This window comes from Shewanella sp. BJSY2023SW001 (genome assembly GCF_047314685.1).
GTDB classification, from domain to species: Bacteria; Pseudomonadota; Gammaproteobacteria; order Enterobacterales; family Shewanellaceae; genus Shewanella; species Shewanella indica.
The window spans coordinates 1-20,956 of record NZ_JBKORF010000081.1; the positions used below are offsets into that span (position 1 = coordinate 1).

General features: G+C 53.4%; 15 protein-coding genes. 10 read left to right on the plus strand and 5 right to left on the minus strand.

Annotated elements, in window-relative coordinates; genetic code table 11:
- Positions 1–57 precede the first annotated feature (57 nt).
- Positions 58–1,181 (minus strand): IS3-like element ISVpa4 family transposase gene (locus ACMHXH_RS18410; RefSeq protein ID WP_114139936.1). Its coding sequence is split into 2 segments (ribosomal slippage): positions 58–929 and positions 929–1,181, totalling 1,125 coding nucleotides; the frame shifts between segments, so codons are not numbered across the junction.
- A 336-nt stretch (positions 1,182–1,517) separates the two neighbouring features.
- Between ACMHXH_RS18410 and ACMHXH_RS18415 the strand changes: the two genes are divergently transcribed.
- Positions 1,518–1,790 (plus strand): acylphosphatase, encoded by a 273-nt coding sequence (locus ACMHXH_RS18415; RefSeq protein WP_101056694.1) that lies wholly within the window; start codon positions 1,518–1,520, stop codon positions 1,788–1,790.
- Here ACMHXH_RS18415 and ACMHXH_RS18420 read toward each other — a convergent pair whose 3' ends face one another.
- From ACMHXH_RS18420 to ACMHXH_RS18430, 3 genes are read right to left on the minus strand one after another with little or no spacing between them, the layout of a single operon-like run.
- A complete protein-coding gene (locus tag ACMHXH_RS18420; protein WP_413738444.1) occupies positions 1,791–2,921 on the minus strand; it encodes a CsiV family protein in 1,131 nt (376 codons plus the stop codon). It abuts the gene before it with no gap.
- Complete coding sequence (gene mfd, locus ACMHXH_RS18425) at positions 2,921–6,385, minus strand: transcription-repair coupling factor (protein WP_413738446.1); 3,465 nt, start codon at positions 6,383–6,385, stop codon at positions 2,921–2,923. The genes ACMHXH_RS18420 and mfd overlap by 1 nt, the downstream gene beginning before the upstream one ends.
- Before the next feature lie 53 nt (positions 6,386–6,438).
- On the minus strand, positions 6,439–7,035 hold the full coding sequence (locus tag ACMHXH_RS18430; protein ID WP_413738448.1) for a hypothetical protein: 597 nt from the start codon (positions 7,033–7,035) through the stop codon (positions 6,439–6,441).
- 96 nt (positions 7,036–7,131) lie between these two features.
- Here ACMHXH_RS18430 and ACMHXH_RS18435 point away from each other — a divergent pair, with 96 nt between their 5' ends.
- From ACMHXH_RS18435 to lolE, 3 genes are read left to right on the plus strand one after another with little or no spacing between them, the layout of a single operon-like run.
- Entirely contained in the window at positions 7,132–8,364 is a 1,233-nt protein-coding gene (locus ACMHXH_RS18435) for a lipoprotein-releasing ABC transporter permease subunit (RefSeq protein ID WP_101095808.1), read from the plus strand.
- Complete coding sequence (gene lolD / locus ACMHXH_RS18440; RefSeq protein ID WP_101056689.1) at positions 8,357–9,073, plus strand: lipoprotein-releasing ABC transporter ATP-binding protein LolD; 717 nt, start codon at positions 8,357–8,359, stop codon at positions 9,071–9,073. Before ACMHXH_RS18435 ends, lolD begins: the two co-directional genes overlap by 8 nt.
- Positions 9,070–10,329 carry a lipoprotein-releasing ABC transporter permease subunit LolE gene (lolE, locus tag ACMHXH_RS18445; RefSeq protein ID WP_413738450.1) on the plus strand — a complete coding sequence of 420 codons (1,260 nt, stop codon included), beginning with the start codon at positions 9,070–9,072 and terminating at the stop codon, positions 10,327–10,329. The genes lolD and lolE overlap by 4 nt, the downstream gene beginning before the upstream one ends.
- A gap of 177 nt (positions 10,330–10,506) precedes the next feature.
- Here the strand turns inward: lolE and ACMHXH_RS18450 are convergent, their stop codons facing one another.
- Positions 10,507–11,013 carry a DUF2062 domain-containing protein gene (locus ACMHXH_RS18450; RefSeq protein WP_039035101.1) on the minus strand — a complete coding sequence of 169 codons (507 nt, stop codon included), beginning with the start codon at positions 11,011–11,013 and terminating at the stop codon, positions 10,507–10,509.
- Positions 11,014–11,090: 77 nt separating this feature from the next.
- Here ACMHXH_RS18450 and ACMHXH_RS18455 point away from each other — a divergent pair, with 77 nt between their 5' ends.
- The 6 genes from ACMHXH_RS18455 to ACMHXH_RS18480 all read left to right on the plus strand — a co-directional run bounded on the left by ACMHXH_RS18455 (position 11,091) and on the right by ACMHXH_RS18480 (position 20,886).
- A complete protein-coding gene (locus ACMHXH_RS18455) occupies positions 11,091–13,442 on the plus strand; it encodes a DNA internalization-related competence protein ComEC/Rec2 (protein ID WP_413738460.1) in 2,352 nt (783 codons plus the stop codon).
- A 33-nt stretch (positions 13,443–13,475) separates the two neighbouring features.
- Positions 13,476–15,275 carry a lipid A export permease/ATP-binding protein MsbA gene (msbA, locus tag ACMHXH_RS18460; protein WP_101056686.1) on the plus strand — a complete coding sequence of 600 codons (1,800 nt, stop codon included), beginning with the start codon at positions 13,476–13,478 and terminating at the stop codon, positions 15,273–15,275.
- Positions 15,276–16,304, plus strand: a complete 1,029-nt coding sequence (gene lpxK, locus ACMHXH_RS18465) for a tetraacyldisaccharide 4'-kinase (protein WP_101056685.1) — start codon at positions 15,276–15,278, stop codon at positions 16,302–16,304. It abuts the gene before it with no gap.
- Complete coding sequence (locus ACMHXH_RS18470) at positions 16,294–16,473, plus strand: Trm112 family protein (RefSeq protein ID WP_101056684.1); 180 nt, start codon at positions 16,294–16,296, stop codon at positions 16,471–16,473. The genes lpxK and ACMHXH_RS18470 overlap by 11 nt, the downstream gene beginning before the upstream one ends.
- A 276-nt stretch (positions 16,474–16,749) precedes the next feature.
- A complete protein-coding gene (locus ACMHXH_RS18475) occupies positions 16,750–17,475 on the plus strand; it encodes a serine/threonine protein phosphatase (RefSeq protein ID WP_413738453.1) in 726 nt (241 codons plus the stop codon).
- Between the two features lie 465 nt (positions 17,476–17,940).
- Positions 17,941–20,886 carry an NEW3 domain-containing protein gene (locus ACMHXH_RS18480; RefSeq protein ID WP_335911617.1) on the plus strand — a complete coding sequence of 982 codons (2,946 nt, stop codon included), beginning with the start codon at positions 17,941–17,943 and terminating at the stop codon, positions 20,884–20,886.
- The last annotated feature ends 70 nt before the right edge of the window (positions 20,887–20,956 follow it).

Here is a 20,956-nt window from a genome sequence, read left to right on the forward strand (position 1 = left end):
AGAAGTGGTCCCCAACGGTTGGACACATAAGCTCATTTCTTAAGTGGTTGACCCAGCTCATGCTGCGTATCTTTGCCTACCGAAGTAGGCCTCATCAGGAGTGAGGTTATTGAGTCCTTGATGGTTACGCTCTTCATTATAAAACACCATGTAGTTGCCGATTTCAAGCTCGGCTTCACGGGGCGTGGTATAAGCCTTTAAGTAAACCTCCTCATATTTCAGGCTTCGCCATAATCGCTCAATGAAAACATTGTCAACCCAGCGGCCTTTCCCATCCATGCTTATACGTACGTTATGCTCAATTAACTTCTGTGTGAACTCTGTGCTGGTAAACTGGCTGCCTTGATCTGAGTTAAAGATATCAGGTGGCCCATAATGCTTCAGCGCTTCCTCAAGCGCTTCGATACAAAAACTCGTGTCCATGGTGTTGGATAGTCGCCAAGCCAGCACTTTGCGGCTATACCAGTCGATAATCGCAACGAGGTACAGGAACCCCTTCGCCATTGGGATATATGTGATATCAATCGCCCAAGCTTGGTTTGGGTAAGTGACTTCGATATCACGCAACAGGTAGGGATACACCTTGTGTGCTTTGTTCGCCAGCGTCGTTTTGGGCTTGGGGTAAATCGCCCCAATCCCCATATCGCGCATGAGTCGAACAACACGCTTACGATTAACGCTATGGCCATTTTTAGCCAGCTCAGTTCGAATGCGCCGACTGCCCATAAACGGATACTGCAGATGAATTTCGTCAATCATTCGTCGTAACGTGATCTCCTCAGCAGAGAGTCCGATGGGTTGATAGTAAGCGGTAGAGCGAGCAATATTGAGCAGCTCACATTGGCGCTTTATCGGCAATGGGGTGGATTTAACCAGCGAACTCTTTCGCTGGGCTCGGTCTAACGACCGAGCACTTTGGCCAAAAAATCATTTTCCATGGTCAATTGACCGATCTTGGCGTGAAGTTTGTCCACTTCTTCGGAACTCTCTTTTCCTGAGTGATTTTCGGTGGCAAAAATCATGGCTGCGTTTTCAAGCAGCTCCTTTTTCCATGTTGAGATCTGGTTAGCGTGCAGGTTATATTTCTGAGCTAGCTCAGCGACGGTTTTATCGCCTTTAGCGGCATCGAGAGCCACCTTAGCTTTAAACTCAGGAGAGTGGTTTCTACGTTTTCTAGTCATAATCTGTCCCTGTATTGTTGGGTACTATCAAAACAGATCGACCACTTAAAGTCATGTCCGAAAATTGGGGGCCACTTCTCAATGTCACGAGAGGGGTTTCGGGTTGTTGTTCTGTATGTTGCGCTGGTTGCATCGGGCCTGTAGCTGTGTAAAGTTACCTTTTATGGTGATTTTGATACAAAGTGTTACGCTTTGTGGTTGCAAAATTACCGGACATTTTGCGTATGTCGCCCGATGCAGCTAACACTCTTTTGTTAGCTGTTTTTTTTGCTTTTTTGTTAATCAACTGCTTGATTTATAAGCGTAGCAAGATAATGAAGCCACAAGGAGACGCCCATGAAGCGGGTGCTGCTGACTGTGAAAGGCAAGGTGCAGGGAGTCTGTTTCAGACGCTTTACCCAGCAAAAGGCTCAGTCACTGGGGGTGACTGGTTATGTGCGCAACAAAGAAGATGGTTCGGTAGAAGTGTTGGCGCAGGGGGCTTATCCGGCAGTCGATCACTTAATAACCTGGTGCGAACAGGGGCCACCTCAGGCGCGGGTCGACAGTGTCTATGTTGAGGAAGACGAGGCAGATGAGATCTACCTCGACTTCTCTATCAGCCACTGATCAGAGCTTTTCGCTACTTTCAGCTTGAGTTTGGCTGCCCGGCTGAGCCATACGCCTTACCTGTAGGATCATCCCCATTCTGGGATGATCGAAGTAGTGTATTTCCCCGCTGCGAATACGGCGATTTTGCTCCATGGGAATGCTGTAAAGAAAGGGGGTTTGCAGTTCAGGCTCACCTTCCTGGGTGGCCAGAGATTTAAAACCGGCCTCCCTCAAATTAAAGCGGGTTTCCACATAGAGATAATGGCTGAGATAGATATTTAAAAGCCCATCCAACTCCCACACCGCCTTGGGCGTTTGCGGCACCATCAAGCTTCCAAGCGCCGTATATTCCTCACTGCCCATTTGAGTTGGTTCACTCAGGCCATTGTCCAATGCTTGCTCAGGCAGTTTTTCTTCAGATAAGTCTTCTGATAAACCATTCAAAGATGAGTTCGAAGCCGTGTCCAACTGGCTCTGGGGCAAGCCTGAAAGCTTGAAGTCCGAGCCAAAGTTACGGCCACCGAAGAGATGCAGTGCCTCGGCTCTGTGGCGGGGTTTCATCTGTTGCTGCCAGGTGAGATGCAAAAGCCCTTTCAAACCGCGTTGCCGCTTGAGGGCATTGATAACACCGCCAAATTGGGCCCGACTTTCACTGAGCAGCAGGGCGCCGGGTTGGGCGGCTGTGCTGCTGTCTCTGGGGCTGATATTCACAGGCAACTGCTTGGGCATACGGATTTCCGCTTGCCGCTGTTGGCAAGGCAAAGCGGTGGCATCCGCTTGAGTCGTGTTATCGGCCTGGGCCAGAGATATCACTTGGCCTGCCTGAAGGGGGCGGCCGTGCTGTGAGCCGGAGGCATCGTTATTGAGAGCCTTATCTGCTGCGTTGTCTGCGGATTGAGATTGCCATTGCGGGTCACAGTCTCCCCCAGCCATGCTGCCTGAGCTGATTTCGGTGGCGACCTGGGGAGTGATCAAGTCTATGGTCTTGTTCAGTTTGAGCTCCAGCGGCGTATCCGGCCACTTTTCCGTGCTTGGCCCGGGGCGCTCAAACAGGTATACCTCGACTTCGTACCAAGGGTATTGTGCCGCCTGCAATACAGGCGAAAGTGTCAGCCCCAGAGCCAGGGTTGCCAGCATATTTCGATACACTATTTTTCTCCCACAGTGTGTTGTGCCAGTTGTTGCAGCAGTAGACCCACCATCTCCAGGCGTTCTTTACTGCTTTCGGCCGCCAGGGTGAACTTTAACTTATTCGGTCCATCCATTCGATAGATTTGTGGCTGGGATTGCAACAGGCCGATGATAAAGCCGGGATCGATAATATGATCGTCACCGAACTCGACACTGCCGCCGCGGGCGTGAAAATCGAGTTTCTTCAGCCCGAGCGCAGTGGCCTGATGCTTGTACAGTGTCAGTTGCATCAGGTTACGGGTGGCTTCAGGCAACAAACCGAAACGGTCAATCAGTTCCACCTTGAGCTCATCCAGTGCCGCTTCCGTAGTGCAGTTGGCTATCCGTTTGTAGAGCGATAGGCGAATATTGACATCGCCCACATAGTCTTCCGGCAACAGCGCCGGGATCCTCAGCTCGATTTCGCACTGCTGGTTGAGCATCTGCGCCAGGGATGGTTCCTTACCCTGTTTCAGCGCCTTGACCGCCGACTCCAGCATCTCCATATAGAGGCTGAAGCCTATCTTGGAGATATGGCCGCTCTGCTCATCCCCCAGCAATTCTCCGGCGCCGCGGATCTCCAGATCCTGAGTCGCCAGCATAAAGCCGGCGCCAAGATCTTCCAGAGCGTCAATCGCTTCCAAACGCTTGCGGGCATCTGAGGTCATGCGTTTCGGATGCGGGGTCATCAGATAGGCATAGGCCTGGTGATGGGAGCGGCCAACCCGGCCCCTGAGCTGATGCAGCTGCGCCAATCCGAAGGTGTCGGCCCGCTCTATGATGATGGTGTTGGCGCTCGGTACATCAATACCGGTTTCAATAATGGTGGTGCACACCAACACGTTGTAGCGTCTGTGGTAAAAATCTGACATTACCCGCTCCAGCTCGCGCTCGCGCATCTGGCCGTGGGCCACTACCACTCTGGCATCGGGCAACAGCTCGCGTAGCTCCTCGGCGCGTTTCTCTATGCTCTCCACATTGTTGTGCAGGTAATAGACCTGGCCGCCACGGAGGATCTCCCGCTCTATGGCCTCACGGACACTGGCCTTGTCGTATTCGCGCACAAAAGTTTTCACTGCCAGGCGTTTGGCCGGCGGGGTGGCGATAATCGACAGATCCCGCATGCCGGACATGGCCATATTCAGGGTGCGGGGAATTGGGGTCGCCGTCAGGGTGAGAATGTCCACATTGGCCCTGAGCGCCTTGATCTTCTCTTTCTGCCGTACCCCGAACCTGTGCTCCTCATCTATGATAAGCAGGCCGAGGGCGTCAAATTTTACCTCGCTGTTGAGCAGCTTATGGGTGCCGATAACAATATCCACCTTGCCGTTTGCCAGGTCGGCAATCACCTGTTGCTGCTCTTTGGCGGTGCGAAAACGGGACATGACTTCAATCTGCACCGGCCAGTCGGCGAACCTGTCCTTGAAGTTTTCATAGTGCTGCTGAGCCAGCAGAGTCGTGGGCACCAACACCACCACTTGCTTGCCGGCGTTGACGGCAACAAAGGCGGCGCGCATGGCCACTTCTGTCTTGCCAAAGCCCACGTCACCACAGATCAGACGGTCCATAGCCACCGGTGACTGCATATCGGCGAGAACGGCGGCGATGGAGGTTTCCTGATCCACAGTCTCTTCGAACGGGAAACCCTGGGCGAACAGGGCGTATTCGGCCTCATCCAGTTCACAGGCCTCGCCGGGGCGGGCCTGACGGCGGGCGTAAACATCCAGCAGCTCGGCGGCCACATCGCGAATGCGCTCAATCGCCTTCTTCTTGGCCTTGGCCCAGCTTTCGTTGCCCAACTTGTTGAGGTTGGGGGATTCATCCGGCGCCACGGCGTAGCGGCTGATGAGGTGGAGTGACGACACAGGCACATAGAGTTTGTCGCCACCGGCGTATTCCAGCTTGAGGTATTCGGCCACCACGCCGCCGGTATCCAGGGTTTCCAGCCCCTGATAGAGGGCGACCCCGTGCTCCAGGTGCACTATGGGTTGGCCGACCTTGAGCTCGGCGAGGTTTTTAATCAGGGCATCGCTGCTGATCTGGCGCTGTTTTTCCCGCCGCCTCTGCTGGGAGATCCGCTGACCGAAGAGCTCGGTCTCGCAAATAATGCTGAGCTTGGGCTCATTGAGTATGCAGCCCTTGGCAAGGGGCGAGACGATTAACCCCAGCTGTGCATCCGAGTCGATAAACGCCTTGAGATGCGGGAACAGTACCGGGCGCAACTCTATCTTGGCCAGCAGCTCCATCAGCGCCTCGCGGCGGCCTTCGGATTCGGCGCTGAGCAGGACTCTGCCCGCCGAGGCGATATAGTCGGCCAATGCCTGCAAGGGCTGCTTCAGCTTATGGTTGACCGAGATATCCGGCAGCGCGCTTACTGCAGCCAATTGCTGCTGTTTTTGGGCATCCACCTGGCTCAGTTGCAGTCTTGGCCAGCGCTTGAAGGCGGCAAACAGCTGCTCGGTCAACAGATATAGGTCTGCCGGGGCCAGCAAGGGCCGCAGCGGATCGACCCGCCTGTCTTCATAGCGATTGCGCACCTGAGTCAGGTGGGTGTCGGCGGCCTGCTGCAGGTCGCCCAGCGTCAGCAGTTGCACATCGCCGGCAAAATAGTCGAATAGGGTCGCGGTTTCATCAAAGAACAAGGGCAGGTAGTTTTCGATACCGGCGGGCATCAAATGGCGGCTCACCTGCTGATAGATGGACTCGGGCTCTTTAACCAATACTTCAAAATAGCGCCGATAACGCTGGCGGAAGCCTTCTATGGCCCGTTCATCTGTGGGGAACTCCTTGGCCGGCAGCATTCGTATCTGCGACAGGGGTTCCTTGGATAGTTGGGTTTCAGGATCGAAATGGCGAATCGATTCCACTTCATCATCGAACAGTTCAATTCGCAGCGGCTCGGCTGAGCCCATGGGAAAGATATCCAGAATCGAGCCGCGAATGGCAAATTCGCCATGTTCATAAACCTGGCCGACCAGATGATAACCGGCGCTGACCAAGTGCTCGCGCATCTGTTGCAGGCTGTAGTTGTCGCCCTTATTCAGCAACATCACATTGGCCGACAGGAAAGACTTGGGCGGCAGTCGCACCATCAGGGTGTTGATAGGCACTATTACCAGGGCGCGCTTGGCACTCGGCAACCTTGACAGGGTTTCCAGCCGCTGGGAGATCAGATCCTGATGCGGCGAAAAGCTGTCGTAGGGCAGGGTCTCCCGATCGGGAAACAACCACACGGGCAGGGTATCACCCAAAAGGTATTTGAGTTCGGCTTCCAGTGTCAGGGCGGTTGGCGTATCCGCTGTTACCAACAGGCTGACACCTTGATGTTGGCGGGCGAGGTTGGCCAAGGTCAGCGCGCGCTCCACGCCTTCGCCGAGACCAAGATGGCGGATCTCGCCGGCCTTTGGGGCACCCGCAGGCGCCAGTACAGAAAACTTATTCATTGAAGATGTGATAACAGATTCATTCTGAATGGATTACGCACCATTGTAGAGATTTAGGATGGCTCATGCCAGTTGGGATCCTGACTGGCCTTACGCCTTTTGAGCTGCTTTTGTTGCACGCTGAGACTGGCCTTGACCAAGAGTTCGATATCGGCATCCTGGATCACCCGATAGTCGAGATCGGCCAGAAACTGGCCTTCATGGCCTGGGTCGGCGCGGCATTCCCGCACCGAGGCGATACACTGCAAGGACAGGATTTCATCGCGAATAAACAGGGTCAGCTTGCAAAATGTACCGGTGTCCAGTGCCTGGGGTAACTGCACCCGCACGCCGCTGCCGCCAAATTGCACTCCGGGGCAGTGTTGGCCTTCGCGGCTCTCCTGCTCCAATACGTGCTGTAACACCAGATCTATCTTACGGGACTGGAGTTTGAGGTAGTCGACTATCGCCCGGCCCTCATCGCCGAGTTGCCTGAGCTGCAACAAACAGCCGGCTTCCAACGCCTTGACCTCGCTCATCAGTTTCAAGCCGGTGGATTGCATCGCCAACAGTTGGCTCTCGGTCGGCAAGGGAGTGTCCTTGGGCCAGAGGCTGAGATAGACATCGAAGGCGTGGGGCACGCTGAAGTATGGATTGGATTCAGGAAACAAGGTCCCGCCTCTTGTATTTACCCGGTCAATCCACCTATTATCGTGCCCACTTCATTGATTTAGCAAGCGCAGCGCACAGGACATGCTATCCCTCTCATGAATCCGGGACTCTCATTTTACATAGGTTATCGTTACTGGCGTGCCCGCAAGGCCAACGCTTTTGCTTCCTTTATTACCTTCTTCGCCGTCAGCGGAATTTTTCTCGGGGTGGCAGCATTGATTATTGTCAGCTCTGTGATGAACGGCCTGGAAGGCCAGCTCAAGACCCGTATCCTGGGGGCCATTCCACAACTGACAGTACATACAGACCACTCTTTTGATGACTGGCAAAGCTTTAAAGGTGATTTACAGCAATTGCCCGGCGTGCTTGGGCTGGCGCCCTCTGCGACCACCCAGGCGATGGCCCAGTCGGCCGATAATATCAGTGCGGTGCAGCTCTATGGCATCTACCCCGAGGCCGAAAAAAATCTCTCGGTTGTAGCCAAACATGCTTATCTGGATGCCTTCGATTCGCTCAGCAGCGGCAGCTACCGGGTGTTGTTGGGCTCAGAGCTGGCACGGCGGCTTAATGTTGCCACCGGAGACAAGCTGCGCCTGCTCAGCGGTGATGGTGTGGTGTACTCGCCGCTTGGGCCGGTTCCCAGCCAGCGAATTTTTGAAGTGGCGGGTATTTTTGAGATGGGTTCTCAGGTCGATGCCGGAGTGGCTTTTCTGCACTATGAAGATGCCCGCCGTTTGATGCGTCAGTCGCCAAAGCAAATTCAGGATCTCAGGCTGTTTCTGAGCGACCCCTTCAGCGCCCCGGCGCTGACGCCCAAGGTTGAACATTTGTTCGAAGCTAAGGGCGTTGAGGTGAGCGTCAGCGACTGGCGTGACAGTTATGGCCATCTCTTCGCCGCGGTGAAGATGGAAAAGAACATGATGTCTTTGATGTTAAGCCTGATTGTCGCAGTGGCAGCCTTCAATATTGTCTCGGCGCTGGTGATGATGGTGGTGGATAAAACTGCCGATGTCGCAGTGCTCAAGACCCAGGGGCTGGGCAGGCTGGATATCATGACCATTTTTATCTCCCAGGGCTCCCTCAACGCTCTGATAGGCCTGGCGCTGGGCCTCGGGGTTGGCATAGTGGCCACCCTCAACATCAATCCGCTGCTGTCGACCCTGGGGATTGCTGTATTGGGCGCCGGGCAGAGGTTACCCGTGCAGCTGGAACCACAGCAACTGGTGCTTATCGCCATCGGCACTCTGCTGATGACTCTGGCCGCCACCTTGTACCCGGCCATTCGGGCCGCCCGGGTAGAACCTGCGACTGCACTTAGATATGAATAAGAGAATCAATACCATGCAACAAGCCGCGCTCCTTGAAGCCAAAGCCGTCAGCAAGAGTTATCAGGAAGGCAAGCTCAGCACCAAGGTGCTCGAGCAGGTCGACCTCAAGGTGTATCCGGGGGAGCAGTTGGCGATTGTCGGCAGTTCGGGCTCGGGCAAGAGTACCTTGCTGCATATTCTTGGCACCCTGGATAAGCCCTCTGCCGGTCAGGTGTTGCTCGAAGGCGAGGACTTATATAAGGCCTCGGCCTCCCGCCAGGCACAGCTGCGCAATCAGGCGATGGGCTTTATCTACCAGTTTCATCATCTGTTACCCGAATTCAACGCCCTGGAAAATGTGGCCATGCCGGGGCTGATTGCCGGTCGCCCCAAGGCGGAAGTGCGAGCGCAGGCCAGGGCCTTGCTCGAAAGAGTGGGGCTGGGACATAGATTGGATCACACCCCGGCGGAACTTTCCGGTGGTGAGCGTCAGCGGGTGGCCATTGCCAGAGCCTTGATAAACAACCCCAAGGTGGTACTTGCCGATGAACCTACGGGTAACCTGGATGCCCACAGCGGCGAGGCTGTCTATGAGCTTATCCGCGAGCTGGCCTCGCAACTGGGCACGGCTTTTGTGGTGGTAACCCATGATCATCAATTGGCGGCCAGGATGGATAGGCAGCTGCAGATGGTCGATGGTCGTTTGTCGGCGCCGGAGGCGGGCCAATGACGGCGCATCCCGCCTTGCTGCCCCTGGTCATCGGCTGGCGCTTTTACCGTGCCCGCCAGAGCAGCAGTTTTATCAGTTTTATCTCTTTTGCTTCCACCGCAGGTATCGCCCTCGGGGTTGCCGTGCTTATTCTGGTGCTATCGGCGATGAATGGCTTTGAGCGCGAACTGGAGCAGCGCCTGCTCGGGGTTGTGCCCCAGGGGGAGTTGAGCCAGGTCCGCGAACCTATTCATGACTGGCGTCAGATAGTGTCGGACGCCGAGCAAATCGACGGCATCAGCGCCGCCGCTCCTCTGGTACGTATGCAGGGCTTGGTGCAAAAGCCGGGCGGTTTTGTCGGTTTGTCTGTGGTGGGGGTTAACCCCGAGGCCGAAGCGCGGGTTTCGACCCTGAGTCAGTATCTGACACAGGAAAGCTGGCAGAGCCTTGAGGGCGACAGCAATCATATCGTGCTGGGCCAGGGGATGCTGGACAAACTGGGACTTAAGGTGGGTGATCGCCTGACCCTCTATCTGCCATCACCCCATGGCCAGGGTAGTGGTCAACTGGCGCAGGTCCGCAGTCATTCACTGTTGATAAGCGGCAGTTTTCGTCTCGGCGGCGAGCTTGAATACACCACGGCTTATGTGCCCATGGCCTATGCCCAGCGCCTGCTTGGGCTTGCAGACGAGGTGACCGGGGTGAGAATCAAGGTTGAGCGGGTATTTGAAGCGCCGCGGTTGATTCGCGAGCTGGGTTATGCCCAGAGCCAGACTTTGTATCTCAATGACTGGACCCGCACCCAGGGGCATCTCTATCAGGACATTCAGCTGGTGCGCGCCGTCATGTATCTGGTGCTGGCATTGGTAATAGGTGTGGCCTGTTTCAACATAGTCTCCACCCTGGTGATGGCGGTGCGTGACAAGGCTTCGGAAATCGCCATCTTGATGACCATGGGACTTAAGCGCGGCGCCGTGATGCTGGTGTTTATTGTTCAGGGCGCGCTCAATGGTGTGCTGGGCTGCGCCATAGGAACCTTGCTGGGGGTATTGCTGGCCAAGAATCTTTCGGCTATCGCCAAGGGGATTGAGCAGTTGACCGGGCATAAGTTGCTCTCGGGGGATATCTATTTTATCGATTTCTTGCCATCCAGGCTTGAGCTCACCGATGTGTTGGCCGTGGTGGCTATGGCGCTGCTGATGAGTCTGCTGGCTACCTTGTATCCGGCGTTCAGGGCCAGTCGAATTGCCCCGGCAACCGCCCTGGCCGGGCGTTGATAAGCGACAGGCAGATCCTAAATAGCAAGAACCCGGCCATCGCCGGGTTCTTGCTATTTGTTGGTTGAATGCGCTTTGGGTTGCCAAATTTGGTCAGCGCTAAGACTATGTATCCCTGAAGTACTCCTGAAGTATCCCTGAATTGTGCCGCTCCAGTGACGTTACTGCCAGCAGCAGTTATTTACGTCGTTTTTGCCACTGCAGATAGATGGAGTACTGCCAGGCACTCTTGATCACAAAATATCCCGTCAGGGCACTGACCACACCCAACACCAAACAACCGAACAGGAAAGGTGGGCCTATGGTGCTGATGGAGGATTCTATCCAGGCCCAACTGGCTTCGAAGACAAACTGCTGCGGCGGGTGATTGAGCAGCTTGGCACCTATCAAATAAGCCAGATAAAACATGGCCGGCATGGTTACTGGGTTAGTAATCCAAACCAGAGCGACTGACACCGGCAGGTTGACATGAAAGTAGATCGCCAGCGCCGCCGCCAACACCATTTGAAACGGCATTGGCATCCAGGCAACAAACAGGCCTATGGCGAAGGCGCCGGGGGCAGAGCGGCGATTCAGTGCCCAAAGATTGGGTTTGTTCAGCAGGCTGCCGAAGATCTTGAGGTGTTTATGATTCCTCAGTTTCTCCGGATCGGGCATGAATCTCTGAATGATCTTTTTTGGCATAGGCTCAGATTGCTGTCTTAAATTACTCAATGATGAATCAATGCTTATCGGGCTTTGGCATCGCCGTACTTTCGGCCATGCTTTGGCCCTGGATACCGCCCTTATTCTCATTGCCAATTATTGCAGTGCTGCTGGTTTTGTGCCTCAGAGTCTGGAGCGGGAGCTGGATCCCCAAGGGAAGTGCTTTGCTCTATGGTGCTTTGGGCGGCGTGCTGTGGGTCAGTGTTTACTGTCAGTTAGTCATTGATATTAAAAGCCTTACTGACTCATCCTCCAGCTCTGAAACATCTGTTACTCAGACACTGCGGGGCGAAATCATATCACTAGTTTCTGCAAACGGCGACTGGATCCGCATGGATATTCGGCCAATTGATGATAATTCTGCAACCCTGTCGGCACCCCTGGCCTCGATGTGGCGTTTGAGCTGGCAGGGGGATGCATTGCCGTCGCCGCAATTGGGTGAGGTGTGGCAGTTTGAAGTCAAACCCAGATCCTTTGCCGCCGTGCTCAATCAGGGCGGCTTCAATCGTCAGCGCTATCTGCTTGGTGAGCGGATAACCGCCAGAGGCCAGGTGATATCAGGTGAGCGGCTGTTGCCATCAAGTGGGCTTCGGGCACGTTTGGTCACAGAGTTAACTCCAGTATTGGCCGAAATCGAGGGCGGCGATTTGCTGCTGGCGCTGACCTTGGGTGAGCGGTCACTCTTTTCCGAGGCGCGCTGGCAAGAGTTACGCCAATCCGGCAATGCCCACTTGGTGGCGATTTCGGGGTTGCATCTTTCGGTGGTCGCTTTCTGGTGTTATCTGCTGAGTTTTGGAGCGCTCAAGCGTTGGGCACCCGTCTATGGGCGGCGCAATTTGGTACTGGCATCTTTGGCGGCATTGCTGATGGCACTCTTTTATGCCTATCTGGCAGGTTTTGCCATTGCCACCCAAAGAGCCTTGTTGATGCTGTGCTTGTTGGTGTTATCGACTTTAATGATGCGCTATGCCTCGGCCTGGGAGCGGCTGCTGTGGGCACTGGCCTGTGTGCTCTTGATTGATCCCTTGGCCAGTCTCAGTGGCGGCTTTTGGCTGTCATTTTCGGCGCTGGCGTTAATTCTGTTGAGCCTTAATCACCAAGTTCATAATCCTAAGGCTCTGGATCAGGAGCAAGTACTGACCCACTGGCCAGCAAAGCTCAAGCGCTGGGCCCTGGCATTCTGGGCGATACAGTGGCGCCTTTGTCTGGGGCTGTCGCTACTGCAGGCGGTACTCTTTGGCGCCGTGACGGTTCACAGTTTGTGGCTCAATTTGCTGCTGGTGCCTTGGTTCAGTTTACTGGTGATCCCCCTGGCGCTGCTGGCACTGCTGCTGTGGTCGATATTTTCAGCTCTCGGCATGGATGCAGTGGCACTCATGCCTTGGCAATTGGCGTCTTTCAGTCTCTGGCCGGTACAAAAATTATGGCAGTTCAATAGTCAGCTTCCCGGCGGCTGGCTCATGTTGCCGCAGGCTCTCAGCGCCGCGGCGCTGTTGTTGTTTCCGGCATGGCTTTGCTGGCGTATGTTGCCCAAGGGGCGGGGAGTGGCGATGCTGCTGATAATACCCTTTGTACTGCAGCTCGGGCTATGGCTTGGCCTGCTCAAACCCAAGCGCTGGCAAATGCATATGTTGGATGTAGGCCAGGGGCTGGCTGTGGTGGTACAAAAGGGGCCACATGCCTTGCTTTATGATACAGGTGCGGCCTTTGGCGAGCGTTTCAGCTACGCAGAGCGGGTGATAGTGCCTTTCCTTGGTGCCAAAGGTGTGACCAAACTCGATTACCTGATTATCAGCCATGGGGATAATGACCACGCCGGTGGCACTCAAGTGCTGATGCAGGCCTTTGACAAGGCAGGGTTGATAACCGATGTTTCTGAGCTACAGAGCCGTCATTCAAAGCGTTGGCACAGGGGCTGCCGTCCGGGGATGCTTGATTGGCAAGGGATAGAGCTTAACTTTCTTGGCCCCAAAGTGCCTGAGCCAGGCAACAACGGCTCCTGCGTACTGCAACTCTTCGATGGTCATCATAGGGTGCTGTTGCCGGGGGATATAGAATTGGCCGGTGAGGTCGCCTTATTGCATGGAAAAGGCTCACTTGAGAGTGATATTTTACTGGCGCCCCATCATGGCAGCCGTACTTCATCTCACCCGGAGTTTATCGGCGAAATAGCCCCCGAGTGGGTGTTGTTTGCTGCCGGGCATGGCAATCGCTGGGGATTTCCCAAGGAGGAGATACGCTTGAGGTATCGGGCCATCGGCGCCCAAGCCTTGATTTCCGGGGAGCTGGGGCAGGTGAGTCTCCACTTTGATGGCCAGGGTTACACAGTGCACAGTTACCGCGAGGATCTGGCGCCATTTTGGTATAACCGCTTGTTTGGGTTTGGTATGGCAGGGAATCCAGAGTAGAATGGCGACTTTGTCATAAATATAGTTTCGCTGATGAGCACATCTCAACAACGTGAAGTCTGGACAGTTTTCAGACGTTTGCTGACCTACCTCAAGCCCCTCAAAGGGGTATTTGTCATCTCGATTCTGGCGTTGATCACCTATGGGGTTGTGGACGCTACTTTTATCGCTTTTGTGAAACCTTTTATCGATGAAGGGTTTGCCAATAATTCGGTCGTTGCCGGCGTCGAGCTGGGTACCTCCAAGGGGTTTAATGCCAGCTCGGATGTGTTGACCATGGCTCCCTTTGTGGTGGTGGGGCTGTTCAGTCTTCGGGGGGTGGCCAACTTTGTCTCTACCTATGGCATCTCTTATATCAGCGCCAAGCTTATTCAGGACATGCGTCAGCAGGTGTTTGAACACATACTGTCGCTGCCGGTCAGCTATATGGATAGGGAAAACACAGGTTCCTTGATCTCCAAAGTGACCTTTGACACAGAGCAAATCGCCAGAGCCTCCGGCAGTGCGCTGATCACCTTGGTGAGAGATAGCGTTACTGTCATAGGCATGCTGGGATTGATGTTCTATTACTCCTGGAAACTGTCGCTGTGTATTCTGATCATTGGTCCTTTCATCGGGGTGGTGATTGCCGTTGTCAGCCGCCGCTTCCGTAAAGTATCGCGGCAGATCCAGGGCGCCATGGGGTCAGTGACTGCTGTGACCGAGCAGATGATCAAGGGCCACAAGAACGTATTGTCTTTTGGTGGTCAGAAGACAGAGGCCGATCGCTTTGCCAAGGTCAACGATCACAACCGTTATCAGAATATGAAATTGGCTGCGGCCCAGGCCATCAGCCAGCCGCTTATCATGATCATCGGCTCCTTTGCATTGGCCTTTGTGCTCTATGCTGCCAGTTTTGACAGCCTGAAGGATGAACTGACGGCGGGTACCTTTGCCACTATCCTGGGCGCTATGCTGGCCATGTTACAGCCCATCAAGAACCTGACCCGGGTCAACGCCGAGTTTCAACGTGGTATCGCCGCCTGTACCACAGTGTTTGAGCTGCTGGATACTCCCGGGGAATCCGATAGCGGCACTCACACAGTAGAGCGGGTTGAAGGCAATCTGCGTTTCGATAATGTCAGCTTTGGTTATCCGGGACAGGAACGTCTGGCGCTTGAGAATATCGACTTTGAAGTGCGTCAGGGGCAGACACTGGCGCTGGTGGGCCGCTCAGGCTCGGGTAAGTCGACCATCGCCAGTCTGGTAACCCGTTTCTACACCGGGCTCAAGCAGGGGGAGATCACCCTGGATGATGTCAGCATTTACGACTATTCACTCAAGTGTTTGCGTAGCCAGGTTGCGTTGGTGTCGCAGCAGGTCACCCTGTTCAACGACACCATAGCCAACAATATCGCTTATGCCTACCCAGGCGAGGCGACCCGCGAACAGATAGAAAACGCCGCCAGATTAGCCTATGCGATGGAGTTTATCGAAGCCTTGCCCCAAGGACTGGATACCGAGATAGGTGAGAACGGCGTGATGCTGTCTGGTGGTCAGCGCCAGCGGATCGCCATTGCCAGAGCCATCCTCAGAGACGCCCCTGTGTTGATCCTTGATGAGGCAACCTCGGCACTGGATACCGAATCCGAGAAGGCGATTCAGAAGGGGCTGGATAACCTGCGCCGCAATCGCACCTCGATTGTGATTGCCCACAGACTGTCGACCATTGAAAGTGCCGATCAGATATTAGTGGTCGATCAGGGCAAGATCCTCGAGCGTGGCACTCACCAGAGTCTGCTGGAAAAGGATGGGACGTACGCCAAGCTGTACCAGATGCAATTCGGAGGTTAAGTGGAAGCTCTGCTTAACCGTATCTGGTATCACAAGCATTGGGCAAGGTGGCTACTTTGGCCGCTTTCCTGGCTGTTTGCTTTGCTCAGTGGCCTGAGACGCCTGGGGTTTAAACTTGGCCTCAAGGCCTCGCAAACTCTGCCTGTACCTGTGATCATAGTCGGTAATATTACCGTTGGCGGCAGCGGTAAGACGCCAACCGTCATCTATTTGATTGAGCTGCTCAGGCACTATGGCTATCGGCCCGGAGTAATAAGCCGTGGTTATGGCAGTGGTCAAACTGAACCTAGGCTGGTGCCTCCCGGGGCCAATCCAAGCGATTTTGGTGATGAGCCGGCGATGATAGTGGCCCGTACTCAAGTGCCCATGGCCGTGGGAGTGGATCGTATCGCCACCGCCGAGTTACTGCTTACTTCCAACACTGTGGATATTATTATCAGTGATGACGGTTTGCAGCACTATCGCTTGGCGCGGGATATCGAAGTGGTGGTTGTTGATGCCAGGCGCCGCTTGGGCAACGGTATGTTACTGCCGGCGGGCCCTTTGAGAGAGGGAGCCTGGCGTTTGGAAAAGGCTGATTTTGTAATCCACAACGGCGAAGCCTGTGATACCGTCAGAGAGTTTGGTATGCAGCTCATTCCCGGCGCTGTGCTGAGTGTTGCTGGGGAAAACCAGGCTCAGGCTCCTACAGCGCCTATGGCGGTCAAAGCCATGGCAGGTATCGGTAATCCGGAGCGTTTTTTTGAAACCCTCTCTCTGATGGGGTTTAAGCTCGAAGCTCAAGAAGTTTTTGCCGATCATCAAGCCTACAGCCCAGAGGCTTTGGCACCGCTTGGTGATGAGCTGCCTGTGCTGATGACAGAAAAAGATGCGATCAAGTGTCGCGAATTTGCAAAACAACACTGGTGGTATCTGGCCGTCAATGCCAAGCTATCACCCCAATTCGATGCCCAATTGCTGACTCGAGTACGGGAGGCAATGGCAAACAAACAAAAGGCAAACCAAAAAGGACAGTCTGATGGCGTTTGATAAGAAACTATTGGAAATCGTAGCCTGCCCGGTATGTAAAGGCAGACTGGAATATGACAAACAGGCACAGCTGCTTATCTGTAAGGCAGATAGGCTGGCTTATCCGATCAATGACGGGATCCCAGTGTTGTTGGCTGATAAGGCCGAACCTTGGCAAGAAAAACAGTAATAGTTCCCGCTCTTAAACTCCGATCAGTCTTGCTGATCGGAGCCTGCTAAAAGCCTATCCGCTAGCCCCCCTCATTAGTAGTAGTTGATTTGTTCGCAGCTTGTTAACTCTATTGTTTTGCTGTTTTCATTATTAACCATTTGTGGCGAATTTCACTTGGGATTCGTTAAATAACAAGAGTTTATCCTGAGTTGGTTTGCTTCGAACGCCACTCCCTAAGATACTAATAAGTAATTTCTGTGACTTACAACAAACTCTTTGAAGGAAACCTTGTAGATGACTCAACCCAAATTCAATCAATATGTTCTGCGGGTGCTGGAAGCTCATCCCGGGGAACGTATTTGCTCGTTTGAATATGAGGGTAAAAAGTATTGGCTTAAACAAGCCGAGACACTGCAGGGAGCCATGCGGGTGTTGAAACCCAATCCCCAACTGGCGCTTGAGAAAGAGAAACAGACTCTGGAGCACCTGGCCAGCCGTTCAGCCCCGGTGCCGCGTATTGTTCAGGCCGACAAGGGCTACTTTGTGGTGGAGGATGTTGGAGTAACAGTCAGAGAATGGTTGATACTCAAATCGCAAGATAAACCGGGCATGCAACAGATCCTCAATGACAGCGCAGCAGCGCTGGCTGGTTTACACAGCATGGGGCTGGCCCATGGCCGTCCGGCGCTCAGGGATATCAGTTGGCAGCAAGGACAGGTGACCTTTATCGATTTTGAGGCCAATCAAAAGGGTCAAGATATGCTGATGCAGCAGATAAGGGATCTGCTGGTGTACATTCACAGCTTATACCGCTACATGGGGCCTGCCAATGAAGCGATAACCCAGGCGATAGCCAGTTATCGCCTGGCCGGCGGTGAAGCTATCTGGCGTGAGGCCAAAAGTTTCCTGGTCAGTTGGCAGTGGTTATATCTGTTGCTGCGGCCTTTTCGTGATATCGGCGGCCGCGACCTTAAGCCCATCTATTGGGTGTTGTGGCATTTTCGTAATATTCCCCTCTAAATTTCTGCCTGATTAGTTTCACTCGGGACATGTCCTGTTTGAAGTTGAAAGCAGGGTGTCAAAAAAATGTTATTGGATGTAAATTTGACCTTATCTAATAACGAACTGTAATGGCAGAAAAAAACACTTATTCAAGTTTACTTTTCATTAACATCATGAATAATGTCAAAAAATAATCTGGTCAAACCAGTTTATTTTTTAATCTTTATTAAGGTCTGTTTTACAAGGAAAACTCCCCAAAGCCGCTAAATTCAAGGGTTTTGAGGGGTGTACAAAATATAGGCTGGTTTTATAGAATGTCGTCCTCCTAAGGATTCGAAGAAATCCTGGGCTAAGTTCGAAGCAAGTCCTCATTCACGGCGGAAAGGAAATCTAAAGAGTTACTTGGCTTCCCTGTAAACCATATGCAAAGTCTGCAAGAACCTTTTTAGGTTTGCAGGGCTTTGTATTGCCTGAGAGACAGATATGACCCGTTCAGTTCTTCTGCTGCTTAGCAGCTTGTTGCTTGCCATGCCGGTATTGGCTCAGTCCCCTAACGGTGTACAAAAGAACTCCCATAGACATGCCGGGGTTAATGCAACGCCCGCCACTCAACTGAAACAACAGGCGATTTCTCAATCCCAAGCTCTCGCCAGAGGTCTGAGAGCCAAGAAAGATATTGGCTCGTTGCAATCTTTGGCCGAGTCCAGACAAATGGCCATGCTTGAGTTGGTGCGTAGCCAGCCTCAGGCTGCTTTGGGGCTGATATTACCAGGGTCTCTCAGAACCCAGAGCCCAACTGAGTTACAAACTTTTTTTGCATCCGAACAAGAGTTTCAGGGGAAGCTTGAGGTTATTTATGAGGAGTTGGCGACAGGTGATGGTCATAAACTCAGATACTTCCTCACCAGTGGCGAAACCTCAGTGGAGCTGTTTTTGCCCAAGGCCGAAGCTGCATTGAAAACCGGCATTCAAGTCAGGGTAAAAGGTTGGCAGTTTAAAGATGCGGCACAAGAGCCCAAGGCTGTAGTTCTTACCAAACCGGAAAATTTACAGGTTTTGGCTTTGGATGAAACGCAAAGCCAAAACCTGGTCAAGGGTACCGGGGCTGTACTCAGTGGCACCACGGGTGAGCAAAAACTCTTGGTATTGCTGCTTAACTTCCAGGATAACCCGAACCTGCAACCTTGGAGTATCGAGGAAGTTAAGCAGATGGTGTTCGGTAGAGTCAATGATTATTACCTGGAAGCCTCATACGGTCAGACCTGGCTTAGTGGTGATGTTAGCGACTATCTGACTTTGCCAATCGACACTAACTGTGATTATTTTGGAATGGACAGTTATGCCCAACAAGCCGCCAAAGATGCAGGTTTTGATCTGAGTCAGTACTCACGTTTGGTTTATCTCCTGCCTAAGAACAGTAGTTGCAGTTGGCGTGGTCAGGGGACGGTAGGTGGTAGTCCCTCCAGAGCCTGGATCAACGGTGAACTGAATTTGATGACCATAGGGCATGAGCTTGGGCATAACCTGGGCTTGAAACATGCCAAAGAACTTAACTGTGGTAGCGGCTATTTGAGTGATTCCTGTGTTGCCATTACCTATGGCGATACGCTGGACATCATGGGTAAGTCGGAAGGACATTTCAATCTGTTGAACAAGGCCCGCTTAGGTTGGTTGACCGAAGAGCGGGGCGATATTGTCAGCGCCGATGAAGCCGGTAGTTTTCAGCTGGCTCCCTATGAAAGTGATGCGCAAGGGGGGGCTCGCGGCCTGAAAGTTCGTCGTGGCACAGACAGTTTGAGTGGTGAGCCGCTTTGGTACTATCTTGAGTATCGTCAGCCTCTGGGATTTGATGCCTTTATGGCAGGCAAGGCGGTGACTCAAGGCGTGCTGGTGCACCTTAACAGTAGCGATCAGGATATCGAGAGCAGTCAATTATTGGACATGACCCCGCAGAGTAGCCTGTTTGACCTCGACGATGCTGCCCTGGTTGTCGGCAACAGTTACACAGATAGCGATGCCGGCGTGAGTTTTACCACTGAATATGCCGATGCCAACGGTGCTGGAGTTTATGTTGATTACCAGGGAAGGGCCTGTGTGGCAGCTGCGCCTGAGCTGGTGCTTGAGCAGCAAACCCCGCAGTGGGTTCAGCCGGGAACCTTGGTTACCTATAACGCAATACTGACCAACAGAGATAGTCTGGAATGTGCTGCCAGTGTGTTTGCGCTGAATGCTTCAGTACCTGCAGGTTGGCAATTCCAAGGGAGCAGTGTTGAGTTGGCTCCGGGTCAAAGTCAACCCGTGAGCTTTAGCTTGAGTTCGGCTGCAGATGTTACGCCTGGCCTTTATGAAGTTTCTGTGGTTGCCGCCAATCAAGCCGATAGTGGTTACCAGAGTGAAGTACTGCTTGGATATATGGTGGACGAAGTCGCTGCGGTTTGTGAATTGGCTGCACCATCCTGGGCACTGGAGCAGGCCAATGTGATTGCTGTACCGGGGGAGACGGTAACTTATCAGGGGACTTTGACCAACAACAGCAACACGAGTTGTGAGGCGGCAGAATATCGACTGACGGCGGCTTTACCCAGCGGTTGGCAGGCAAACAGCGGTCGCGTTATTTTGGCCCCGGGGGAGAGTACCAATGTCGGTATTCAGATTACCTCCAGTGAACAGAGTTCCGATGGGGTATACAATTTTAGTTTGGCAGCTGTGCAGAGCGATGCGCCGGAGTACCAGAGCTCGGCCTTGGCCAGCTATGTAGTGAAAACACCTTGTAGTTTGGTGGCGCCATTGGTCTCGGTCGTTGGTCCGGATGTCGCGGTCGCTGCCGGGGCTGCTCAAAGCTACCAACTGACTGTCAGCAATAAAAACAGTGGCAGTTGCCAGGCGTCCAGCTATCGCATTTTGGCCGATGTTCCCGCCGGATGGAGTAGTAACAGTCAGGAGCTGAACCTGGCTCCGGGAGAGAGCAAAACGGTTTCTGTGACAGTGATTTCTGCTGCTAATGCTGAAGCCGGTGATTATGGGCTGACGTTCAGAGTCTTGGATAATGCTGATAGTGGTTACCAGGCAAGTACTGAAGCCTTGTTTTCAATTGCTGCTCCAGTGAATTCCGCCCCTGAAGCAGTGAATGATAGCGTCAGTATCGCCAGTAAGTCGGCGGTGAGTATCAATGTGCTTGGCAATGACACAGACGCGGATGACGATGTTTTGCAGGTTACGTCAGTTGGTCGCAGCAGCCTGGGCACGGTCGAGCTGTTGGCTAATGGACAGATAAGTTACACACCGGGTAAACGTTTCAAGAGCACAGATAGTTTCAGCTATACCATTTCTGATGGTAAAGAGAGTGCAACCGCAATTGTGACCATCAGTTTGAGCTCGACAGATTCCGGTAGCAGCCAAGGTGGCAATAAGGGAAAGGGTAAGCACTAGTTGATTTTGGTTTTGTATGACAATCAAACTGGCTGAAGCCAAGAGTGGAAAAGCCAAGGGGTAATACCCT